Source organism: Streptomyces sp. NPDC048442, assembly GCF_040651475.1.
In the GTDB taxonomy this organism is placed as follows: domain Bacteria; phylum Actinomycetota; class Actinomycetes; order Streptomycetales; family Streptomycetaceae; genus Streptomyces.
In genome coordinates this window covers 281,465-298,888 of record NZ_JBEZKB010000007.1, presented here as the reverse complement: position 1 = coordinate 298,888, position 17,424 = coordinate 281,465, and the positions used below count along the sequence as shown (strand labels likewise).

20 protein-coding genes and 1 pseudogene are annotated in these 17,424 nt (G+C 67.7%); 12 read left to right on the top strand and 9 right to left on the bottom strand.

Annotated features, from left to right (window positions below; all coding sequences use genetic code 11):
• The first annotated feature begins 43 nt into the window (after nt 1-43).
• The 9 genes from AB0D18_RS14115 (at nt 44) to AB0D18_RS14075 (ending at nt 9,298) form a co-directional block, all read left to right on the top strand.
• Nucleotides 44-421, top strand: a complete 378-nt coding sequence (locus AB0D18_RS14115; protein ID WP_362416624.1) for an SseB family protein — start codon at nt 44-46, stop codon at nt 419-421.
• Nucleotides 418-1,107, top strand: coding sequence for a hypothetical protein (locus tag AB0D18_RS14110; protein WP_362416621.1), 690 nt, complete (start codon nt 418-420; stop codon nt 1,105-1,107). The genes AB0D18_RS14115 and AB0D18_RS14110 overlap by 4 nt, the downstream gene beginning before the upstream one ends.
• Nucleotides 1,107-5,936 (top strand): putative T7SS-secreted protein, encoded by a 4,830-nt coding sequence (locus AB0D18_RS14105; RefSeq protein WP_362416618.1) that lies wholly within the window; start codon nt 1,107-1,109, stop codon nt 5,934-5,936. The genes AB0D18_RS14110 and AB0D18_RS14105 overlap by 1 nt, the downstream gene beginning before the upstream one ends.
• 139 nt (nt 5,937-6,075) lie before the next feature.
• Nucleotides 6,076-6,405: a hypothetical protein gene (locus tag AB0D18_RS14100; RefSeq protein WP_362416615.1), complete on the top strand. Its 330-nt coding sequence runs from the start codon at nt 6,076-6,078 to the stop codon at nt 6,403-6,405.
• A 213-nt stretch (nt 6,406-6,618) separates the two neighbouring features.
• On the top strand, nt 6,619-7,104 hold the full coding sequence (locus AB0D18_RS14095) for a hypothetical protein (RefSeq protein ID WP_362416612.1): 486 nt from the start codon (nt 6,619-6,621) through the stop codon (nt 7,102-7,104).
• 48 nt (nt 7,105-7,152) lie between these two features.
• Nucleotides 7,153-7,659, top strand: coding sequence for an Imm50 family immunity protein (locus tag AB0D18_RS14090; RefSeq protein WP_362416609.1), 507 nt, complete (start codon nt 7,153-7,155; stop codon nt 7,657-7,659).
• Nucleotides 7,649-8,074, top strand: coding sequence for a hypothetical protein (locus AB0D18_RS14085; protein WP_362416608.1), 426 nt, complete (start codon nt 7,649-7,651; stop codon nt 8,072-8,074). Before AB0D18_RS14090 ends, AB0D18_RS14085 begins: the two co-directional genes overlap by 11 nt.
• Before the next feature lie 290 nt (nt 8,075-8,364).
• Nucleotides 8,365-8,865, top strand: coding sequence for a hypothetical protein (locus tag AB0D18_RS14080; RefSeq protein ID WP_362416605.1), 501 nt, complete (start codon nt 8,365-8,367; stop codon nt 8,863-8,865).
• A gap of 52 nt (nt 8,866-8,917) precedes the next feature.
• Entirely contained in the window at nt 8,918-9,298 is a 381-nt protein-coding gene (locus AB0D18_RS14075) for a hypothetical protein (RefSeq protein WP_362416602.1), read from the top strand.
• Here the strand turns inward: AB0D18_RS14075 and AB0D18_RS14070 are convergent.
• A complete protein-coding gene (locus AB0D18_RS14070; protein ID WP_362416599.1) occupies nt 9,246-9,692 on the bottom strand; it encodes a hypothetical protein in 447 nt (148 codons plus the stop codon). The genes AB0D18_RS14075 and AB0D18_RS14070 overlap by 53 nt on opposite strands.
• Before the next feature lie 288 nt (nt 9,693-9,980).
• Here AB0D18_RS14070 and AB0D18_RS14065 point away from each other — a divergent pair, with 288 nt between their 5' ends.
• The gene (locus AB0D18_RS14065; protein WP_362416596.1) at nt 9,981-10,412 is read left to right on the top strand and encodes an SMI1/KNR4 family protein; all 432 of its coding nucleotides are present in this window, start codon (nt 9,981-9,983) and stop codon (nt 10,410-10,412) included.
• 578 nt (nt 10,413-10,990) lie between these two features.
• Here AB0D18_RS14065 and AB0D18_RS14060 read toward each other — a convergent pair.
• Both AB0D18_RS14060 and AB0D18_RS14055 read right to left on the bottom strand, forming a co-directional pair.
• Nucleotides 10,991-11,182, bottom strand: a complete 192-nt coding sequence (locus AB0D18_RS14060; RefSeq protein ID WP_362416593.1) for a hypothetical protein — start codon at nt 11,180-11,182, stop codon at nt 10,991-10,993.
• A gap of 12 nt (nt 11,183-11,194) precedes the next feature.
• Nucleotides 11,195-11,898: pseudogene (locus AB0D18_RS14055) on the bottom strand (helix-turn-helix transcriptional regulator).
• Nucleotides 11,899-12,129: 231 nt separating this feature from the next.
• Here AB0D18_RS14055 and AB0D18_RS14050 point away from each other — a divergent pair.
• Nucleotides 12,130-12,351 carry a hypothetical protein gene (locus AB0D18_RS14050; RefSeq protein WP_362416590.1) on the top strand — a complete coding sequence of 74 codons (222 nt, stop codon included), beginning with the start codon at nt 12,130-12,132 and terminating at the stop codon, nt 12,349-12,351.
• Nucleotides 12,352-12,581: 230 nt separating this feature from the next.
• On the opposite strand, the gene AB0D18_RS14045 is transcribed toward AB0D18_RS14050, so the two are convergent.
• From AB0D18_RS14045 to AB0D18_RS14030, 4 genes are all read right to left on the bottom strand, one after another.
• On the bottom strand, nt 12,582-12,935 hold the full coding sequence (locus AB0D18_RS14045) for a hypothetical protein (RefSeq protein WP_362416587.1): 354 nt from the start codon (nt 12,933-12,935) through the stop codon (nt 12,582-12,584).
• A 26-nt stretch (nt 12,936-12,961) separates the two neighbouring features.
• The gene (locus AB0D18_RS14040; protein ID WP_362416584.1) at nt 12,962-13,498 is read right to left on the bottom strand and encodes a hypothetical protein; all 537 of its coding nucleotides are present in this window, start codon (nt 13,496-13,498) and stop codon (nt 12,962-12,964) included.
• Between the two features lie 200 nt (nt 13,499-13,698).
• Nucleotides 13,699-14,766: a histidine kinase gene (locus AB0D18_RS14035; RefSeq protein ID WP_362416581.1), complete on the bottom strand. Its 1,068-nt coding sequence runs from the start codon at nt 14,764-14,766 to the stop codon at nt 13,699-13,701.
• 146 nt (nt 14,767-14,912) lie between these two features.
• Nucleotides 14,913-15,626, bottom strand: coding sequence for a response regulator transcription factor (locus AB0D18_RS14030; protein ID WP_362416578.1), 714 nt, complete (start codon nt 15,624-15,626; stop codon nt 14,913-14,915).
• A gap of 562 nt (nt 15,627-16,188) precedes the next feature.
• Between AB0D18_RS14030 and AB0D18_RS14025 the strand changes: the two genes are divergently transcribed.
• Nucleotides 16,189-16,566 carry a hypothetical protein gene (locus AB0D18_RS14025; RefSeq protein WP_362416576.1) on the top strand — a complete coding sequence of 126 codons (378 nt, stop codon included), beginning with the start codon at nt 16,189-16,191 and terminating at the stop codon, nt 16,564-16,566.
• Between the two features lie 98 nt (nt 16,567-16,664).
• On the opposite strand, the gene AB0D18_RS14020 is transcribed toward AB0D18_RS14025, so the two are convergent.
• Both AB0D18_RS14020 and AB0D18_RS14015 read right to left on the bottom strand, forming a co-directional pair.
• Nucleotides 16,665-16,964, bottom strand: coding sequence for a WXG100 family type VII secretion target (locus tag AB0D18_RS14020; RefSeq protein WP_362416573.1), 300 nt, complete (start codon nt 16,962-16,964; stop codon nt 16,665-16,667).
• A 55-nt stretch (nt 16,965-17,019) separates the two neighbouring features.
• Nucleotides 17,020-17,382, bottom strand: a complete 363-nt coding sequence (locus tag AB0D18_RS14015; protein ID WP_362416570.1) for a WXG100 family type VII secretion target — start codon at nt 17,380-17,382, stop codon at nt 17,020-17,022.
• Between the last annotated feature and the right edge of the window lie 42 nt (nt 17,383-17,424).

Sequence of the window (17,424 nt, the reverse complement as noted above, 5' to 3'; positions counted from 1 at the left end):
TGAATGGATTACAGGGAGTGAATGGATTACGGGGAGTGAACGGATGACGGGCCGGGAGGAAATCCGGGCCGCGGAACGGGAGTTCGCCGCTCTCCTCGGTGAGTTCCGCCGCCACACCGTCCTCGTCCCCTTGGACGCGCACGACAGCCTGTGGACCGCCGAGTGGGGCGGTGTGCGGTGGATCTGTGCGTTCTCCGACGAGGCGGCACTCGCCCGGTTCGCGTTCGCGCAGGGCGACGCCGGGCGGGAGTGGCCGTACCGGACGGTCTACGGTGCGCGGCTGCTGGATGTGATGGTGCCCGCGCTGGGGGTGCCCGCGGGGGTGGCGCTGGACGCGGGCAGCGAGGACGGGGCGCTGTTCCCGCCGGTGGCCGGCGTCGTACCGGAGGAAGCCGTGGTGGATCTCGGGGGTGCCGGATGAGCGGGGAACAGCCCGACCTGGATGCGGCACAGCCCGCACTCGCGCGGATCGCGTCCGGGATCAACGCGGCACTCGCCGAGCTGCACGAACAGGGCATGGTCGGCGAGGCGACCATGGGCCGGGGTTTCACCGAACTCGCCCTGTCGGGACTGGAGTTGGGGCACGCCGGGCTGACGGCGGAGTTCAAGACCTTCTGCGAGCGCTGGGAGTGGGGCGTACGGGCGCTGATGATGCGCGGCAACAACTTCGCGCTCGGTGTCGGTCTTTCGGCGGGCTCCTTCCATGAGCAGGAGCGGTACGTCAAGGACACGTTCAAGTTCGCCGTGAACGGCATGAACGGCAATCCGCACTTGACCGAGGACCAGGTCAGGGAGAAGAGCTGGGACGAGATCAGCTCCCAGAACCAGTTCAGCGGCGCCGACTGGAGCCCGGAGTCCTTCCTCAAGGCGAACTCCGAGGTGCAGGAGACCTGGCAGAACACCGGGTACGACGTGACGGCCACCAACGCGGACTGGATGGAAAGGACCGGGCTGATCGACGAGGGACAGCGGGACGTGGCGCAGGAGAAGGCCCGCGACCTGTTCGAACCGTCCGAGGCCGGGGTGGCCCAGCAGCGCGGTGACGCACCGGAGCAGCAGGGCGCTGCGGAGCCGAGTACGGACCAACAGGGTGGGGGCAGTCGCTGATGCCGGACTTCGGGGACACGTTCGACAAGGTCGTCGGCGGCGCCTACGACAAGGTCCGCGAGGGCGTCGACTGGGGCAAGGAGAAGCTCGGCGAGGGCGTCGACTGGGCGACGGACAAGGCCGGTGACGGTCTGGATCACATCGGCCAGGGAGTGGTGGGCGACGCCATCAGGGACTGGGGCGACGGCGCCGCCTCCGACCTGGGCGCCGAGATCCGCGAGCGGCAGCTGGGCCAGACCATGGACCCCACCGAGCTGATCCACGGGAAGCCTGCCGAGATCCGGGCGACGGCGAAGAACCTGCGGGACTTCGCCGCCGCGTTCGGCCGGGTCGGCGCGGGCATGAAGCAGCTGGACTCCAGCCACTGGAAGGGGGTGGCGGCCGATACGTTCCGGCAGAAGTTCGCACCGCTGCCGACCGACTGGCTGCACGCGGCGGACGCCTGCGGGGACGCGGCGAAGGCCCTGGAGTCGTACGTCACCACGATCACCTGGGCGCAGGGGCAGGCGCGGGAGGCGATCATCCTCTACAAGGAGGGTCAGGAGGCGTCCCGGACGGCCCTCGCCGCCCACGACGAAAAACGCGAGGCCTACAACGCGGCCCGCAACGAACCCACCCCGCCGCCCCGCCCGGAACCCTTCGTCGACCCGGGCACGGCGAAGCTCACTCGCGCGCAGGAAATCCTCACCGCCGCCCGCACCCAGCGAGACACCGCCGCCGAAACGGCCAGGTCGACGGTCACCGCGGCCCTCGCCCACGCGCCGAAAGAGCCGACCGGCATGGACCGGTTCAAGCTGGACGGCACCGACGCGATGATGGGGATGAACGTCGAGGCGACGCACTTCGCGGGCGGCGTCACCAAGGGCGTCATCGGCCTGACGAACTTCGTCCGCAGCGTCAACCCGACCGACCCGTACAACCTCTCCCACCCCGCCGAGTACTACAAAGCCACCAACATGACCCTGGCCGGCCTGGCCACCACCGCGGCCCACCCGGACCGCGCCCTGAAGAACATGTGGGACACGGCAAAGGCCGACCCGAGCGAATTCCTGGGCACGCTGGTGCCGGAGCTGATCGGGACCAAGGGCGCGGGGATGGGGCTGAAGGGGGCGAATACGGCGCGGAGGGCGGGTCAGGAGGCGGCGGCCGCGGGGCGGGCGGCGGAGCATGGCGGGGGCAAGGTTCCGGGCACGGAACTCGACGGGGCTGCGCCGAACGCGAGGAAGCTCGCCGAGGCCGACGTCGACGGGCCCAACCTGCCCGTCGACCCGGAAAAGGCGGAACTCTTCGCCCGGGCGCGCGAATCCCTCGCCGAGGACCCGTTCAAGCCGTCCCGTCCCGAAGCGGCCGTCGAGAAGGGCCCTTCGGACCCCATCGACCTCGCCACGGGCGTGATGTACCTCCCCCAAAAGGACGTCGCGCTGCCGGGCACGCTCCCACTCGCCTTCACCCGCCGCGTCGCCTCCGACTACCGGTCGGGCCGCTGGTTCGGCCCCTCCTGGTCGTCAACAGCCGACCAACGCCTGGAGATCGACTCCGAGGGCATCGTCCTCGTCTGCGAGGACGGCCTCCTCCTCCCCTACCCGCACCCCGCCCCCGGCGTGCCGGTCCTCCCCACCCACGGCCCGGCCCGCCCCCTGGACACAGATGCCGCCGGCAACTACACGATCACCGACCCGGACACCGGCCGGGTCCAGCACTTCACCACCACCGGCCCCCACCTCGCCCTCCTCACCCAGATCGACGACCGCAACGGCAACTGGATCACCTTCGAGTACACGGAGGAGTCCGTACCGACCGCCATCGTCGACAGCGCGGGCCGCCATCTGAAGCTGACCACCGAGCAGGGCCGCATCACCGCCCTGCACCTGGCTGGTGCGGCGTCCGACGGCTCGGACCAGGAGATCGTCCGGTACGGCTACACCGAAGGCCACCTCACCTCGGTCACCAACTCCTCCGGTCTCCCCCTCGTCTTCACGTACGACGACCGCGCCCGCGTCACTTCCTGGACCGACACCAACGACAGTCGCTACGAGTACGCGTACGACGACCAGGACCGCTGCATAGCCGAGGGCGGCACCGAGGGCCACGTCGCGCTGCGCGTCACGTACGACGACATCGACCCGGACACCGGTCTGCGCGTCACCACGGCCACCACCGGCTCGGGCGCCGTCCATCGCTACCTGGTCAACGAATCGCACCAGATCGTCGCCGAGATCGACCCGCTGGGCGCGGTCACCCGCTACGAGCGCGACCGGCGCCACCGGCTCCTGTCCCGGACCGATCCGCTAGGCCGCACGACCCGCTTCGAGTACGACTCGGAGACGGGCGGCGTGATCCGAGCGGTCCGGCCGGACGGCCGGGAGGCCACCGCCGAGTACAACGCGCTCGGGTTGCCGATGCGGGTGACAGGTCCGGATCGCCTGACGACCCGCCAGGAGTACGACGAGCGGGGCAACCGCACGACGGTGACCGACCCGTCCGGCTCCTCCACCCGCTTCTCGTTCGACACGGCGGGCCGCCTCCGCTCCGTCACCGACCCCCTCGGCAATTCGAGCCGGGTACGTACGGATGCGGCCGGCCTGCCACTGGAGATCACCAACCCTCTGGGCGCGGTCACCCGCTACACCCGCGACGCCTTCGGCCGCCCGACGACGATCACGGACGCCCTCGGCGCGACGACCCGCCTCGACTGGACGGTCGAAGGACTGCTCGCCGGTCGCATCTCCCCGGATGGATCCGCGAGTACGTGGTCGTACGACGGGGAGGGCAACTGCACCAGCCACACGGACCCGATGGGGGCCGTTTCCGTCTTCGAGTACACCCACTTCGACCTGATGACGGCTCGTACGGGCCCTGACGGCGTGCGCTACGAGTTCCAGCACGACAAGGAACTCCGGCTGACCCAGGTACGTAACCCCCAGGGCCTGACCTGGGACTACACGTACGACGCGGCCGGCCACCTGGTCACCGAAACGGACTTCGACGACCGCACCCTCACCTACACCCACGACGCGGCGGGCCGCCTCACCACCCGCACGGACGCCCTGAACCAAACCGTCCGCTACACCCGCGACGACCTCGGCCGCATCCTCTCCAAGGACGCCGCCGGTGCAGTCACCACCTACGCCTACGACCTCTTCGATCAACTGGCAGAGGCCGCAGGCCCAGACGCCACGGTCACGCTTCTCCGCGACCGGCACGGCCGCCTCAAGTCCGAAACGGTGAACGGCCGCACGCTCACCTTCAGCCACGATTCACTGGGCCGCCGCACCTCCCGTCGTACGCCCTCGGGCGCGGCCAGCACCTGGACGTACGACGCGGCAGGCCGCCGCGACACCCTCACCACGTCGGGCCGCACCCTCACCTTCGAGCACGACGACGCAGGTCGCGAACTGGCCCGCCACATCGGCGAGACAGTCACTCTCACCTCCGCCTACGACGCATTGGGCCGCCTCACCGATCAGCACGTCACGAGTACGGGCCGCAGCGTCCAACGCCGCGCCTACAACTACCGTGCCGACGGCAACCTCACCGGCATCGACGACCAACTCTCCGGCCCCAGCACCTTCACCCTCGACAGGGTCGGCCGGGTCACCTCTGTCAGCGCCCCCTCCTGGTCGGAAAGTTACGCCTACGACGCGGCCGGAAACCAGTCCTCGGCCTCCTGGCCCACCACCCACCCCGGCCAGGAATCCACCGGCACCCGCGACTACACCGGCACCACCCTCACCCGTGCCGGCACCGTCCGCTACGAACACGACGCCCTCGGCCGCACCACCCTCCGCCAGAAACCCCGTCTGTCCCGCAAGCCGGACACCTGGCACTACACCTGGGACGCGGAGAACCACCTCACCGCCGTCACCACCCCCGACGGCACCCGCTGGCGCTACCACTACGACCCTCTCGGTCGCCGCACCTCCAAGCAACGCCTCGCCCGCGACAACCAAACCGTCCTGGAACAAACCGACTTCACCTGGGACGGCACGACCCTCTGCGAACAGACCACTACCTCCCCCGCCCTCCCGAACCCAGTCACCCTTACCTGGGACCACCAGGGCCTCCATCCCCTCACTCAGACGGAGCGCATCACCGCCGCTGATGCCTCGCAGACCGAGGTCGACGAACGCTTCTTCAGCATCGTCACTGACCTCATCGGAACCCCGCGCGAGCTCGTCGACGAACTGGGGAACATCGCCTGGCGGGCCCGTAGCTCCTTGTGGGGCGCCACGACTTGGCCTACTGACAGCACGGCGTACACTCCTCTGCGCTTCCCGGGCCAGTACTTCGATCCCGAGACGGGACTGCACTACAACTTCCACCGGTACTACGACCCGGAGACCGGCAGGTACACGTCTCCGGACCCCTTGGGGCTACCACCGGCACCGAACCCGGTCGCCTACGTGACCGACCCGCACACTGTTTGTGACCCCTTCGGCCTGTCGCCGTACGCGAACGGCGACGGCCCGGCCATCGGTGAATACACCTCCAAGGGCGAGGGGAAGGACCTCAAACGCTCCGCCATGGTGGGCGACGACCAGTGGCACTTCAACACTGGCCACGGCTATGACCGAGCCCACACTGGGCCGGACGGAACCACGAACGATCTGCGCACCACCAGCTTGAAGCCTGACCAGATCGAACAGGCCATCGTCTCCGACGTGTACTCGTACATGAGAGACGGCGGCGTCGTTCCCCGCACCAGGACCCCCGAGTTCACCGGACCTCTCGACGGGTCGGTAAAGATCGACGGGCACGACGTCGGCTACCGGGTCATTCAGCGGCCCGACGGCGCCTACCAACTGTCCACCTATTGGCTGAATGCGTAGTGACTGGTCCCCTGGACCCGGCACCACAGCGCCTGCCCAGGCTGTGCCGGGATCGACTGCTAGGGTCTGGGCGCCCGTACCGTCACGACCACCGGGGCGCTCCGGGGCGCCGGAAGAAGTCCGTCAGGAGAAACGCAACATGCCCGATCCGACCCCTGCGGCCAGGACTCTCAGCCAGGCGATCGACGGCGGTGACAACCAGCAGGTCAACGAAGCGGCCCGCGAATTCGTCGAGAAGCTCACCTTCGCGACGGCCAACGAGATCCTGGCCATGCTCGAGGACGTCCTCACCGAGGACTGGATGGCCTTGCCGCCCTGGGCCCGGAACCTCGCTTACCGTCTGGCCTGCCTGCAACGTCCCGACGACCCGCATTTGCTCCGGGAGGCGGCCGCAGACCTGCTGTCCTTCGGGCCCGACTGGGACACATTCGCCTGGGACCTCAAGAGGCGCGCGGCGGAACTGGAGTAGGACCTGGCTTCCGTTCCTGACGGTCACAGAACGTGCCTCTGCTCCGCGTTGGTATCCGTGTGCACGTGGTGGTTCTGGATGACGCCAGGGCTCCGGTCCGCCCGAGCGCGCTGCCGAGCGGTACTGAGATCGCCGGGGAATTGCACAACCGGCGCAGGACAGCGTGATCGACGTCTTGACTAGCAAGGAGTAGCCCTGCGAAGCAGTCCTCAGATGCGGGCGCTGCTGGAAGAAGCCGACGTCAAAGGTCTGAACGCTGAGGACATCCCTCCCATGTTCCGCGAGGTTGCGGAGCGCGGGTGGTCCACCTCGCCCAGTGGAGCGCGGATATTGACCGACCTGCGTCTGCCTGCCCGCGCCTACTACGACCGGCTCGAGGAAGAGACCACGGTCAACGGTAGAGGGATGACCGACTACGACCTCCCCGCCGCAGCAGATGAGCGCCCGCCTCTCCTCCTTCGAAGGTGCCTGGCTTACGTCTGTGCCTGTCTGGACAAAGCGCAGGAAGAGTTCGGTGACTCCCTGGTGAAAGCGTACGTCTCCTTGTCCTTCGCCGATACCGAGGACGCACTCCTCACGTCAAACGTCACCTTCTGTACGCCGCTTCCTGACGTGCACCCGTACATCTCGGATCTTGAGAGTGTGGAGAACTCAGCCGTTGCCGAGATCTCCCTCAAGGACTGTGTGCTCTGGTCGTGAGCATCTCGGCACCGGACTCCCTGGAATGTGAAGGAGGAGGAGACCGATATGACCACTGGCTTCCCCGTGCGGAACATGCAGTATCTGGCCCCGCTGTACGGCACCGAGCTGCCCGCCCTGGAGCGCGTACGAGTCCGCTCAATCCAACTCAACTGGCGCGGACCGACCGTGACTTTGCGTCTGGACCTTCCTGAACCCCCCCTGCCGCTGCCACAGGCATGGGCCGAGGCCGGGGTCGATACGGTCCAGTGCCACCTGGTGTTCCTAGGGGTGGAGGACCTCTCGCTCAGTGACTGGAACCCGCCCGTCACAGCCCGGCTGTCTGTCTCTCCACTGGACGCCAAGAGCAGAATCAAGATGGTTCTCGAGACTTCAGAAAACGGTGTCCTCTTGGAGTTCAGCAGCTCCTCTGACGTGCTCGCGCACCACCTGAGTGGGTTCCGCCGGCGTCCAGACGGCACAGACAGCGGCCCGCATCTTTTCAAGGGCGGGATCGACAGGCGGCTTTACGCCACCGTTCCGGAACCTCATGTAAGGGTCTTCCATGAGCGCTGACGAGGGAATGCCGGTGTCGGGTTCTCCTTGGGCCGTCCTCGCCAACTCGACTGTGCTCAGCGCCTGCGATCTCTCCTACGTCCAGATTGATGAGCGGCAGCGCACAGTTGTCCTCGGGTTCGGCATTCAGGACGGAGAGAGCCGATCCGATCTCATTGCGATGTTCAGGACCGACGAGGGCCACAACGCGATTGAGTTCTCTCTCGTATTCACGGACATACGAAACCTCATGGTTCGCGGTTGGGGGTACCCGGGGTACAAGCAGGTGCGGCTGGAGGAGATGGCGCAGGGGTGCGTCGTGGTGTCCGCGGATGCTCCAGCCTCTTCGCTGTCTTCAAGTTCTTCGCTGTCCTTCGAGGCGTCGTCCTGCTCCGTGACCCGAGTTCGGTCATTCCTCGCAAGTTGGGTTGAATGAACGGACAGGCAGGAGCAGGAGGAGCCGGAGCTTTTGGTGTGGTCTCCCCTTGTGGAGAATTCGACAGCCGATGGCTCTCGTTCGGATCCAAGAACGTCGTACCGCTCCCCGCAGGCAGCCGTGTGGAGAGGTCCCTCGTCACGCGTGTCCGGGCGGGGGCTCGCGCGATATCGGCGGGTGCGACGAGTACGTGGGTCATTGACGCGCGACCGGGGGTACGCAATCGGGCCAAGCAGCGTGCAGAGCTCGGTGCCGGCCGGACCGAGCAGGGCGGGGCCGAGCTGGTCGGGGTGGAGCCGCCGATACTCTTCGCCGAGCTGGATATGCAGGGGGCCGTCCTCTTTCCTACCCCCGGGTACGCTTTGATTGCAGGCACGGCGGCATTCCTGGCGGGTGCCGTACCGGAGAGAATCGACGAAATCCGCGCCCGGTTTGCGCGCTACGCGCGAGCCGCCGGTCATCGGTGGCCGGCCCTGCTCAACGTGGCGAGCTCTCTCCCACCCCGGCACATCGACTGGTCCCGAAACAACGACGTCCCGCCGGGAACCGCAACTGCGCAGCCGCTGGAGTGGCTGAGCGCCTTCGTCGCCGGTCGGTGCACCGGAGCGGGGTTCGCTCGCGGCTGGCTCCGCGCTCGCGGCCTCGCGCAGGCGAATGGCGAGACGGCCCTTGACCAGGTCTTCTGGCTGTTGGAGGACTATTCGATCGACCCGACCTTCAGAGAGCGGGAGGATCTGTCCGAGGATGAACTGAGCCAGGCCGTACGGGCGGTGGAAGCTTGGCGCGCGTAGCGGTGCGGGTGGGGGCCTTGCGACAGGCGGGATCGTACGAATGGGGCGGGACATGTCTGTCGGCGAGAGAAGTCTCATTGAGTTGGTCCATGAGCTGACCTCTGACTCTCCTGAAGGGAGGGAAGAGGCTTGCAATGTGGTGCGCGACTGGCTTCATACCTTCGACCAGCGGGAAGCAGCTTTGATCGCGTACCTGCTCGCTTCTGCGGCGGTACTGGAGAACGATCCGGACATCCTTGAGAGCGCACTCTTCGCTGTATGCGAGTTGACGACCACCGGGTTCATTCAGGCAGAGGACATTTCTCCGCTGCGAAAGATCAGAGGTGCCGACCTGAAGGGCTCGGAGCTGGGTCACCTCAAGTACCTGGAGAGCGAGTACTTCACGGTTGAGCCCGAATCCACAGGACTGATGAGTGGTTCAGGCGGCGGGTGAGTCCGTGGCGGAAGCGGCGGGAGGCGCCTGGGAGGGCGCCGAGGTGCCGAAATGCGTCGGGGGCGAGTTCGGGACGGGCCGTGAGGGCCAGGGCTGCTGCGTACGGGCGTTGGCCTGCCGCAAGTTTCGTGGCGGTGGCGGTGAGGACGGCTCGCAGAACGTAGAGGTCTGCGCGGGGGTGGTCGGCCAAGAGGTGCAGGAGCCTGTTGTCGTTCCATGCGCTGTCCTGGGCCTTGGTCAGGTCCAGCAGGGTGGTGGGCGGAGTGAGGGGGTTGGCGGCCAGGGCCTGCCAGACGAAGGGGTACGGGCAGTGCGTGAGTTTGTGCAGGAGGGACGGGGCGTAGGTTCCGTCGTACGTACGCGCCAGTGCGAGGTAGTCGGCCGGTATGTGCATGCCGGTGGTTCCTCCGGGGCGGTGGCGGCGGCCGTGGCGAGCTCTGTGACGGTGGCCGGTAGGGGAACGTATCAGGCAGTTCAAGTGACACTGGGACTCGCGCAGTTGAGCCTCGGCATGCATGAACTCGGGGCCGTAGGAGGAGTCGAGCCGGGCCGGATCCCGTGAGGACGCCCCGGGGTACCTGCTCGTTCGCGGGCACCGCAAAACTCCTATGGAGTGCCCTACCAGAAGTAATCGACGAAACGCGTAAAGCCCGCAACGACAATTACAAGAGACGAGACAGCAATGTGGCGGGAAATCGCCGAACAATTTCCAGGAGCCGGGCTGTGTGAGCCAACAACTTTGGACTCCCTCATGGACATCGGGAAGCAACTTGGACAGTCGATTCCTCAATCCCTTCAGGAATTCCTTCTCGAGTCTGACGGAATGGTGACCAAGTATGGCGTGGATACCATCTGGAAGGCCGAAAGAATCCTGGCCGAAAATGTCATGTTCCGCAGCGACGAACAGTTTCGGTCCCTGTATATGCCCTTCGACCCCCTCATCTTCTTCGGGGACAACGGAGGCGGCGATAATTTTGCATTCGTCCGCACCCCTGAACGCGACGACGTGTTTGTGTGGGACCACGAGACGGACAGCCGAAGCTGGATTTCCGCTTCCCTGGAAGGCTTCCTACGGAGCTTTCTAGAAAGCGACGGCGAGGACTGGTACAGGTGAGCGTTTTCCGTCACGAATGGAAGCCGCCACCGCTACGCGTGAGCTCATCACCGCCCCCTTGGGCGGCAAACACCCGTGGGTAGTTTCCGTCGAAGGGAGGAACTGCGCTGGCTCCTGTACGTTTCCGGAGCGCGGTCGGTCGCCAAGCCGGCGGTGGTCGACGTCCAGGCGTGGGCGGCGGAACAGCCGGTACGAGAGACGACACGACACGCTCTTTGACCGGTGACACGACCCACGGCCCTGACTGACGCCCACCGTACGAGCAACGCCCCGAGCACGAGCGACGCACCACTCTCACGCCAAATCCGCGCAAGCTTCGACGACAGGGTCATCCCCGTCTACCAGGCGTACGGGGCTCGGATTGCCGGGCCTGCCCTGCGGGCGGGGTCTGGTCCCGCCTCAAGCGCACCCATCTGTCCAATCTCGCCCCGCTCACCCTCGACAAGCTGACCCGCGCCATTCGAGCAGGGCCCCGCCGCATCCAGCACCACCCCACCCTGCTGACCACATTCCGCGCCCACCCCGGACTCGAAACTCCACCGCCGGTCGGGCCCGCGGCCAGGTCGACCGCCTGTGGGTCAGAGGAGATGGTCGGCCTTGCCGGACTTGATGTCGCGGATGAGGTTGCGCAGGGCTTCGTGGGTGTCGGTGAGGGGGTTGTCCTCCTGGCCGAGGAGGGCTACGTACCCGTTGCCGTGGTCGTCCGTGCCTATGCGGAAACAATTGTTGCCTTCGCCGCAGAAGGCGTCTTCCCAGTGGATGTCGGTCATGGTGGGTTCTCCTCAGAGCTGGCGTGCGACTGCGTGGATGAAGTCCCCCGATTCTTCGGCGGACAGGGTGTTGTTGTCCATCCAGTTCAAGTGGGACTGGTACTTGCGGAGTTGCGCCTCGGAGTGCATGAACTCGGAGCCGTGGGCGGAGTCGAGCTGGACCGTGTCCAGTTGGGGAACGGCTCCGTGTGCGTAGAGCAGGGCATGGCCGGCTCCCGGGAAGGCACCGGCCTCGGACGGGAGTACGCGGAGCGTGATGTTGTCACGCTCGGACATGTCGTCCAGGTGGTTGAGCTGTTCGCGCATGGTGTGCCGGCCGCCGAACCGCATCCGTAGGGCCGCCTCGTGTACGTATCCGACGTACGGCATCGGCTGCTCGCGGACGAGGACCTGGCTGCGCTCCAACTCGGCGATGTCCAACAGCCCTTGGGGAAGTTCGCCCCGGTACTTGTCCCACCAGACGCGTCCGCGCCGGCCGCCATCTCGGCAAGAGCATCGACGTACTCGCCGTCGGCACACTCGTAATTGCCGGCCAACGTGCGCACGCGCTCCGGGGCGATCGGACGCACTCCGGACTCCATGTGGGAGATCTTGGTGCGGTCGAGCCCGAGCAGCCCGGCGGCGTACTCGGTGGTCGCGCCCGCGGCGCCGCGCGATTTACGGAGTTCGGCCCCCAGCCGCATTTGGCGCTTTGACGGTGTGGGTCGCGTCGGCATGCTGCCCCTTCACGGGCGGATTCTGCGGCCAGTCTGCCGTTGCACAGGTGTGCCAGTCTGGTGGCTGGACGCCCGATACGCAGATGAGCAGTGGCCTGTCTCCCTGACGCGAGCCTGCCCTGTCGGATCTCGTACTCTGCCCCGTCACCGCGCAGGAGTCAGCCCCCCTCCTCGTACGAAGAGCAGGGTGGGCTCGCGCTCAGCCTGACCGTTCCCGGGGAGCCGCGCCATGTGGGAATCGTACGGAACGCGGTGAACGGCGCGCTGCATGCGAATGGGACGGGCCGGTACGGGGCGGCGGCCGCACTAACCGTCACCGAACTCATCGCTGTTGCAGGGAGGTTGACCTGTGACGCGGTGGTGGAGGCGGCTTCGCTGTGTTTCGTACGGCGCAGGCGAGCGCTGTGGCTGCTCGCGGAGGTCGTGGACGACTGCGGCGGGGAGTGGGGGTGAGTGAGGCACTGCCTCCGCGCCGGGGCGTCAAGTCGTGGGGGGCGCTGCCGAGTTAATGGCTATGCGAATGGCGCGGGCGGGGAGCCGTATCGGGCTCGCGCCCTCGGACGGCTCTGTCGGCCGAGCGGCATGGATGACTGACGGCCGGTCCGTCGGGGGGGTCCGTGGACTGCGCGGTCACGACTTACCCCTGCTCCTGGCCGGAAACGGGCAGGAGCAGGGGGGCCGACTCAGCGCGCCAAGTGTTTGATCTTCTCGAACGGGTAGCCGGCGATGACGATGACGACGAACGCGTAACCCGCGACGAACGCCAGCCCCACCGTGCCGATCCCCCGGCTGCCGTCACTCAGCAGGACCCGCCCCACCGGCACCAACGGTGCCAGGCTGAGGATCGCGGCCCCGGTGCACCAGTGCGCGACGAGGCCGTTGGCCCGCTGCCGCAGCGCGGGGTCGCGCTTCACCTCGTCCGGCACTTCGTACCCGACCGTCCGGTCGCAGACCTGCCCGCGGTATCCGGTGCGGGCGGCCAGCGCGGTGACCGCCCCCAGCACGACGAAGCAGCAGAAGACGAAGACGTACGCCATGGAAGCAGCGCCCCAAGTGCCTGGTGTCAGCGGATGTACTTGATGATGAAGGCCGCCACCATCGCGACGGCCTTGTTCTTGACCCAGCCCGGCAGGAACTTCCAGACGACGCCGCCGATCTCGCCGCCCAGGCAGCCAATGATCGCATTCTTGACGTACGTCCCCTTGCCGGAGAACTTTCCGTCGGCGACGTCACTCAGTACCGACGTGGGGATGCTGGCCACGGCGCCCTTGGCGCACCAGGCGGCCGCGCCGATGGCCACGGCGGCGATCGGGAACGCTCTGGGGCGGATCTCCCCGTCGTCGCCCGCACGGCTCATGGCGTCCGAGATCTCGGCCAGCGCCTCAGGGCCCATGCCCTCCTCGATGAAGCGGAGCTGCTCGGCGGTCAGCTCGGGGAACTCCCCGACGGCCGAGACCGCCGCCCCGGTGGCGCGGGAGTCGGTGGTGTGCGCGGCCAGCGCGGGAGCAGCGCCCGCGAACAGGGCACCGGCGGTGAGCGCGGCGACGCCCGCGATCGAGGCGCGGCGGATGAAGGGGCGGTGCTGGCGTGTCGAGTTCACTGTGTGTCTCCCCCTGCCGCGCCGTCGGTACGGTCGGCAGAATGGTCGCGATCGTCGCGGCGGTGCCCGGTCCCGGTCCGCCGCCTGGAGGGCGAACGCCGCCGGTGGCGGTCCGCTGTGGCCCGGACCCATGCTGCTCGGAGCGCCCGGGCGGGCGTAACCGCCCATCGGCCCCCTCCAAGTGGCCGGGGACGCCTGCCCTACAGCGGGAGCACCGCGCGCACCGAGAAGCCCCCGTCCGGCGTGACCCCGGCCGCGACGCGCCCACCGATCAGCCCCGCGCGCTCCCGCAGGCCGGCCAGCCCGTACCCGCTCGTGGGAAGTTCCAGCGCGCCGCGCTCCTCGCCCGGCGGACCGTTGCGGACCTCCACGACGAGCGAGTCCCGGCCGTCGGACGTCAGAACCGAGACCTCGACCGCCGCCCCCGGGGCGTGCTTGCGCACATTGTTCAGGCCCTCCTGGACGATCCGGTACGCAGCTGCCTCAACCGCCGGATCCCACCCGACCCCCGGTGCCACCGCCACCTCGACCCCGACATCGAGGAGGCTCTCCGCCGCCAGCGCGTGCAGGTCGGCAAGCCCGGTCCTGCCGACCGCCGCGGCCTCGGCCGGGTCGGAGCCGCGCAGCACCCCGACCATGTCCCGCAGTTCCTCCAGGGCCCGCACACTGTGTCTGCGGGCGACTTCGATGTCCGTACGCCGCTGCTCGTCCGGCTCGGTCGCGGACAGCACCCCCGTCTGGACCGCGATGATCCCCACGTGGTGCGAGACGACGTCGTGCATCTCACGGGCCAGCCGGGCCCGTTCCCCGATCACGGCCCGCTGCGCTTCCAGCCGTCGTTCGCGGTGCTGGGTGGCGGCCAGGTCCGCCAGCCTGTCCCTGAGTTCGCCCCGCGTCCTGATCAACAGCCCCAGCACGGTCGGCCCGAGGCAGAGCAGCCCCGCACCCTCGATCATCGTCAGGATCTCCGCCGTCGAGTACTCGACGAGCGCGCCCGGCGGCCAGGGGCAGAGCGCGGCCAGGAACAGCAGGACGCCGCAGACGGAGATCACGCCGCGCGAGTACCGGCAGGCGACCATGAACATGGCGAGCATGGCGGGCAGCCACAGATGCTCGGTGACGATGGCGGGCAGCGTCGCCAGCAGGGTGGGCAGCGGGTGGCGAGCGCGCAGCGGGAGCGCGAGGAGAGCCACCGCGCAGACGGAGACGTACAGCGGGCCGAAGGAGTCCGCGACGGTGAGCAACTCGGCGCACGCCAGCACCGCCACGCCGCGTTCCGCGGTATGCCGGTCGATTCTCAATGCCGGTCGATTCTCAATGCGGGTCGATTGTGAATGCGGGTCGATTCTGAATGCCGGTCGACCTCAATGCCGGTCGACCTCAATGCCGGTCGATTCTCAGTACCAGTCGATTCTCATCGCCCGGCGCCGCCGGGCACGGGTGCCGGAGGGGCGGGCGGGTCGACGAGTCCGAGCCGCTGGGCGTGGACCGCGGCCTGAACCCGGTTGGTCACCCGGAGCTTCACCAGGAGGGTGCTCACATGGTCCTTGACGGTGGTGGTGCCGATGAACAGCCGCCGCCCGATCTCGACGTTCGACATCCCTTCCGTGACCAGGGCCAGAACGTCCCGTTCCCGGTCGGTCAGTTCGACGGCGGTTCGCCCCTGCTCGGTGGACCCCGCCCGCACCCCGCTCGCGGGCCCCTCGACGAAGTGGCGTACCACCGTCCGAGCCAGCTTGGGCGCGATCACACTGCCACCCGCCGCCAACTCCAGGACGGCATACTCCAGTTGGGCCGGAGGCGTGTCCTTGAGCAGGAATCCGGCCGCACCGCCGTGCAGGGCGGCGGAGAGGTGTTCGTCGGCGTCGAACGTGGTCAGCATGGCGACCACAGGGGGCTCGGGCAGCGCCCGCAGATCGGCCAGCACGGTAAGGCCGTCGCGGTCGGGCATCCTCAAGTCGAGTAGCACCACGTCGGGGCGGTGGCGGCGCGCCTGCGCCGCGGCGCCATCGCCGGAGCAGACGGCGACGACCTCGGATCCTTCGAAGGTTTCGAGGATCCGCCGCAGCCCCTCCCTGATCAGGATCTCGTCGTCCACCACCATGACACGCACCACTGATCGGCTCATTTAGGCAGGGACCCCCGTCACAGACGTACAAGAGTTCCCAGCATAACCAGACATATCAGCGTGGAATCATGACCTTCCGGTACGGGCCGGGAGCGCGCACCTCGCCGGCGTCTTCCCTCGTGAAGCGCTTCCCCGGCAGGACCTGTCCCTGAAGCGACGGTGTGAACGCGTGCACACACGACAGCGGCGCCGATGCTCCACGCCGCTACCGCGGCCGGCGCGCAATGCATGCGCCGTCGGCGCCGTCAGCGGCGTCAGCGGCGTCAGCGGCGCCAGCGCCTTCGGGTCGGGCCGGGTTCTGCCGTCATCCTGGCTTCCGGACCTACCCCAATGCCGCGCACGGAGAGGCGGGTGGGTGGCGGACCCGGCCGTACTGCGCGTACAACCGCCCGCCTGCGCGGACTTCGCGTTGCCCTCGCTCGAAGCCCGTCCCGGAGAACTGTTGATCAACGGACCCTCTTGGGACTGGTCAGGCTTGGAGAGGGAACTGGGCGAGGGGCCAGGCGCATGGCATGGGACGAGGGGCAGCAGCTGAATTCCGAGGCGGCGGCACAGCCACCGCATGCAGCTCAACGCGGGCCCGGAGGCGGGTCGTGGGGGCGGGGGCGGGCAGGGTGACCTGGCGGCCACGCACACCGACCTCGCCGAGGTCGGCGCCAGCGCGTACAAGCTGTTCGAAGGGCTGGGAAACCGCGGGCGGGACGCCTGGTCCAGCAGCCAGGGCGCGGCCAGGGACCTGACCACGCAGGGCTTCGCGCTGGGTGGCGGGCTGGATCACGTACAGGAGCGGTGGGAGAAGCAGCTCAAGACGCTGCTCGATCATCCTCGCGTTCGGCAAGACGTACACCCTCGCGGTCAAGAGGGAACTGCGGTGCACCGTGTGAGTGGCGAGACTCCCGAGGCGGTCCTCCGCTCCCGGGGGTTCGCTGCCACCCGATGACGGACGCCGGGGCTGTGAAACGTATCGGCGCATGACTCGGGGTGGGCACCTCCCGCGCGTGCCCACCCCGGTCGTACGTGCTGTCTGGCTGCAGAGTGCTAGAAGTTGCCTGCGGCCTTCAGGTCGGCGGACTTGTACTTGCCGACTGCGTCGCTGATCTGCTGGGAAATCTTCTTCAGTGCGTCGTGGATCGCGGAGGCCTGGTTGTTCCAGTCGTCCTGACGAGCCTTGTAGGCCGTCTGCGCCTCGCCCTCCCAGAGGTTGGAGTGGCTGGCGACCATCGTCTGGATTTCCCTGAGCTGCGCTTCCAACTTGCCCGACTGCGCCCTGACATGCTCTGCGGCCAGGTCGAGAGAGGCGTAGGTGACGATCATCGAACCGTCTTGCGGGGCGGGCATGGAGTCCTCCGGAGTGGTGTGCAGGGAAAGGTTGTGGAGCAGGGGCGGGAGAGGCTCAGAACTTGTTGAGGTTCGAGGTGTTGGCCTCGGCCCGAGCATCACCGCTGTAGCCGTCGACGACGTCGACGCCGTTGATCGACTGGAGGATCTCGTCCTCGTTGTTGTCCTTGATCGTCCGGGCCGCCTCGATGCCCTCCTGGAACTTCAGGAGGAGCTTGCCTATCGCCACGATCCGGTGGTTGATCTCGGTCTGCTTCTTGTTGAAGGCGCCGGCACCGATGCCGACCCACTTGCCTTCGAGGTCGTCGAGGGCGCCGTTCAGGTTGTGCAGGGTCTGCTTGACACCACCGAAGTTCCTGGTGAGCGTCTCCTGCGTCTTCTTGAGAGTTACTTCGTCATTGGCTTGCCTGGCAACCATGCGAGTGGCTTCCCTTCGGATCCGTGTGGTGTGGACGAGTTG

Bases quoted from the DNA above. Each gene is read 5' to 3' on its own strand.
- AB0D18_RS14115 (WP_362416624.1), top strand. From the start codon at position 44: ATGACGGGCCGGGAGGAAATCCGGGCCGCGGAACGGGAGTTCGCCGCT.
- AB0D18_RS14110 (WP_362416621.1), top strand. From the start codon at position 418: ATGAGCGGGGAACAGCCCGACCTGGATGCGGCACAGCCCGCACTCGCG.
- AB0D18_RS14105 (WP_362416618.1), top strand. From the start codon at position 1,107: ATGCCGGACTTCGGGGACACGTTCGACAAGGTCGTCGGCGGCGCCTAC.
- AB0D18_RS14100 (WP_362416615.1), top strand. From the start codon at position 6,076: ATGCCCGATCCGACCCCTGCGGCCAGGACTCTCAGCCAGGCGATCGAC.
- AB0D18_RS14095 (WP_362416612.1), top strand. From the start codon at position 6,619: ATGCGGGCGCTGCTGGAAGAAGCCGACGTCAAAGGTCTGAACGCTGAG.
- AB0D18_RS14090 (WP_362416609.1), top strand. From the start codon at position 7,153: ATGACCACTGGCTTCCCCGTGCGGAACATGCAGTATCTGGCCCCGCTG.
- AB0D18_RS14085 (WP_362416608.1), top strand. From the start codon at position 7,649: ATGAGCGCTGACGAGGGAATGCCGGTGTCGGGTTCTCCTTGGGCCGTC.
- AB0D18_RS14075 (WP_362416602.1), top strand. From the start codon at position 8,918: ATGTCTGTCGGCGAGAGAAGTCTCATTGAGTTGGTCCATGAGCTGACC.
- AB0D18_RS14070 (WP_362416599.1), bottom strand. From the start codon at position 9,692: ATGCACATACCGGCCGACTACCTCGCACTGGCGCGTACGTACGACGGA.
- AB0D18_RS14065 (WP_362416596.1), top strand. From the start codon at position 9,981: ATGTGGCGGGAAATCGCCGAACAATTTCCAGGAGCCGGGCTGTGTGAG.
- AB0D18_RS14060 (WP_362416593.1), bottom strand. From the start codon at position 11,182: ATGACCGACATCCACTGGGAAGACGCCTTCTGCGGCGAAGGCAACAAT.
- AB0D18_RS14045 (WP_362416587.1), bottom strand. From the start codon at position 12,935: ATGGCGTACGTCTTCGTCTTCTGCTGCTTCGTCGTGCTGGGGGCGGTC.
- AB0D18_RS14030 (WP_362416578.1), bottom strand. From the start codon at position 15,626: ATGAGCCGATCAGTGGTGCGTGTCATGGTGGTGGACGACGAGATCCTG.
- AB0D18_RS14025 (WP_362416576.1), top strand. From the start codon at position 16,189: ATGCAGCTCAACGCGGGCCCGGAGGCGGGTCGTGGGGGCGGGGGCGGG.
- AB0D18_RS14020 (WP_362416573.1), bottom strand. From the start codon at position 16,964: ATGCCCGCCCCGCAAGACGGTTCGATGATCGTCACCTACGCCTCTCTC.
- AB0D18_RS14015 (WP_362416570.1), bottom strand. From the start codon at position 17,382: ATGGTTGCCAGGCAAGCCAATGACGAAGTAACTCTCAAGAAGACGCAG.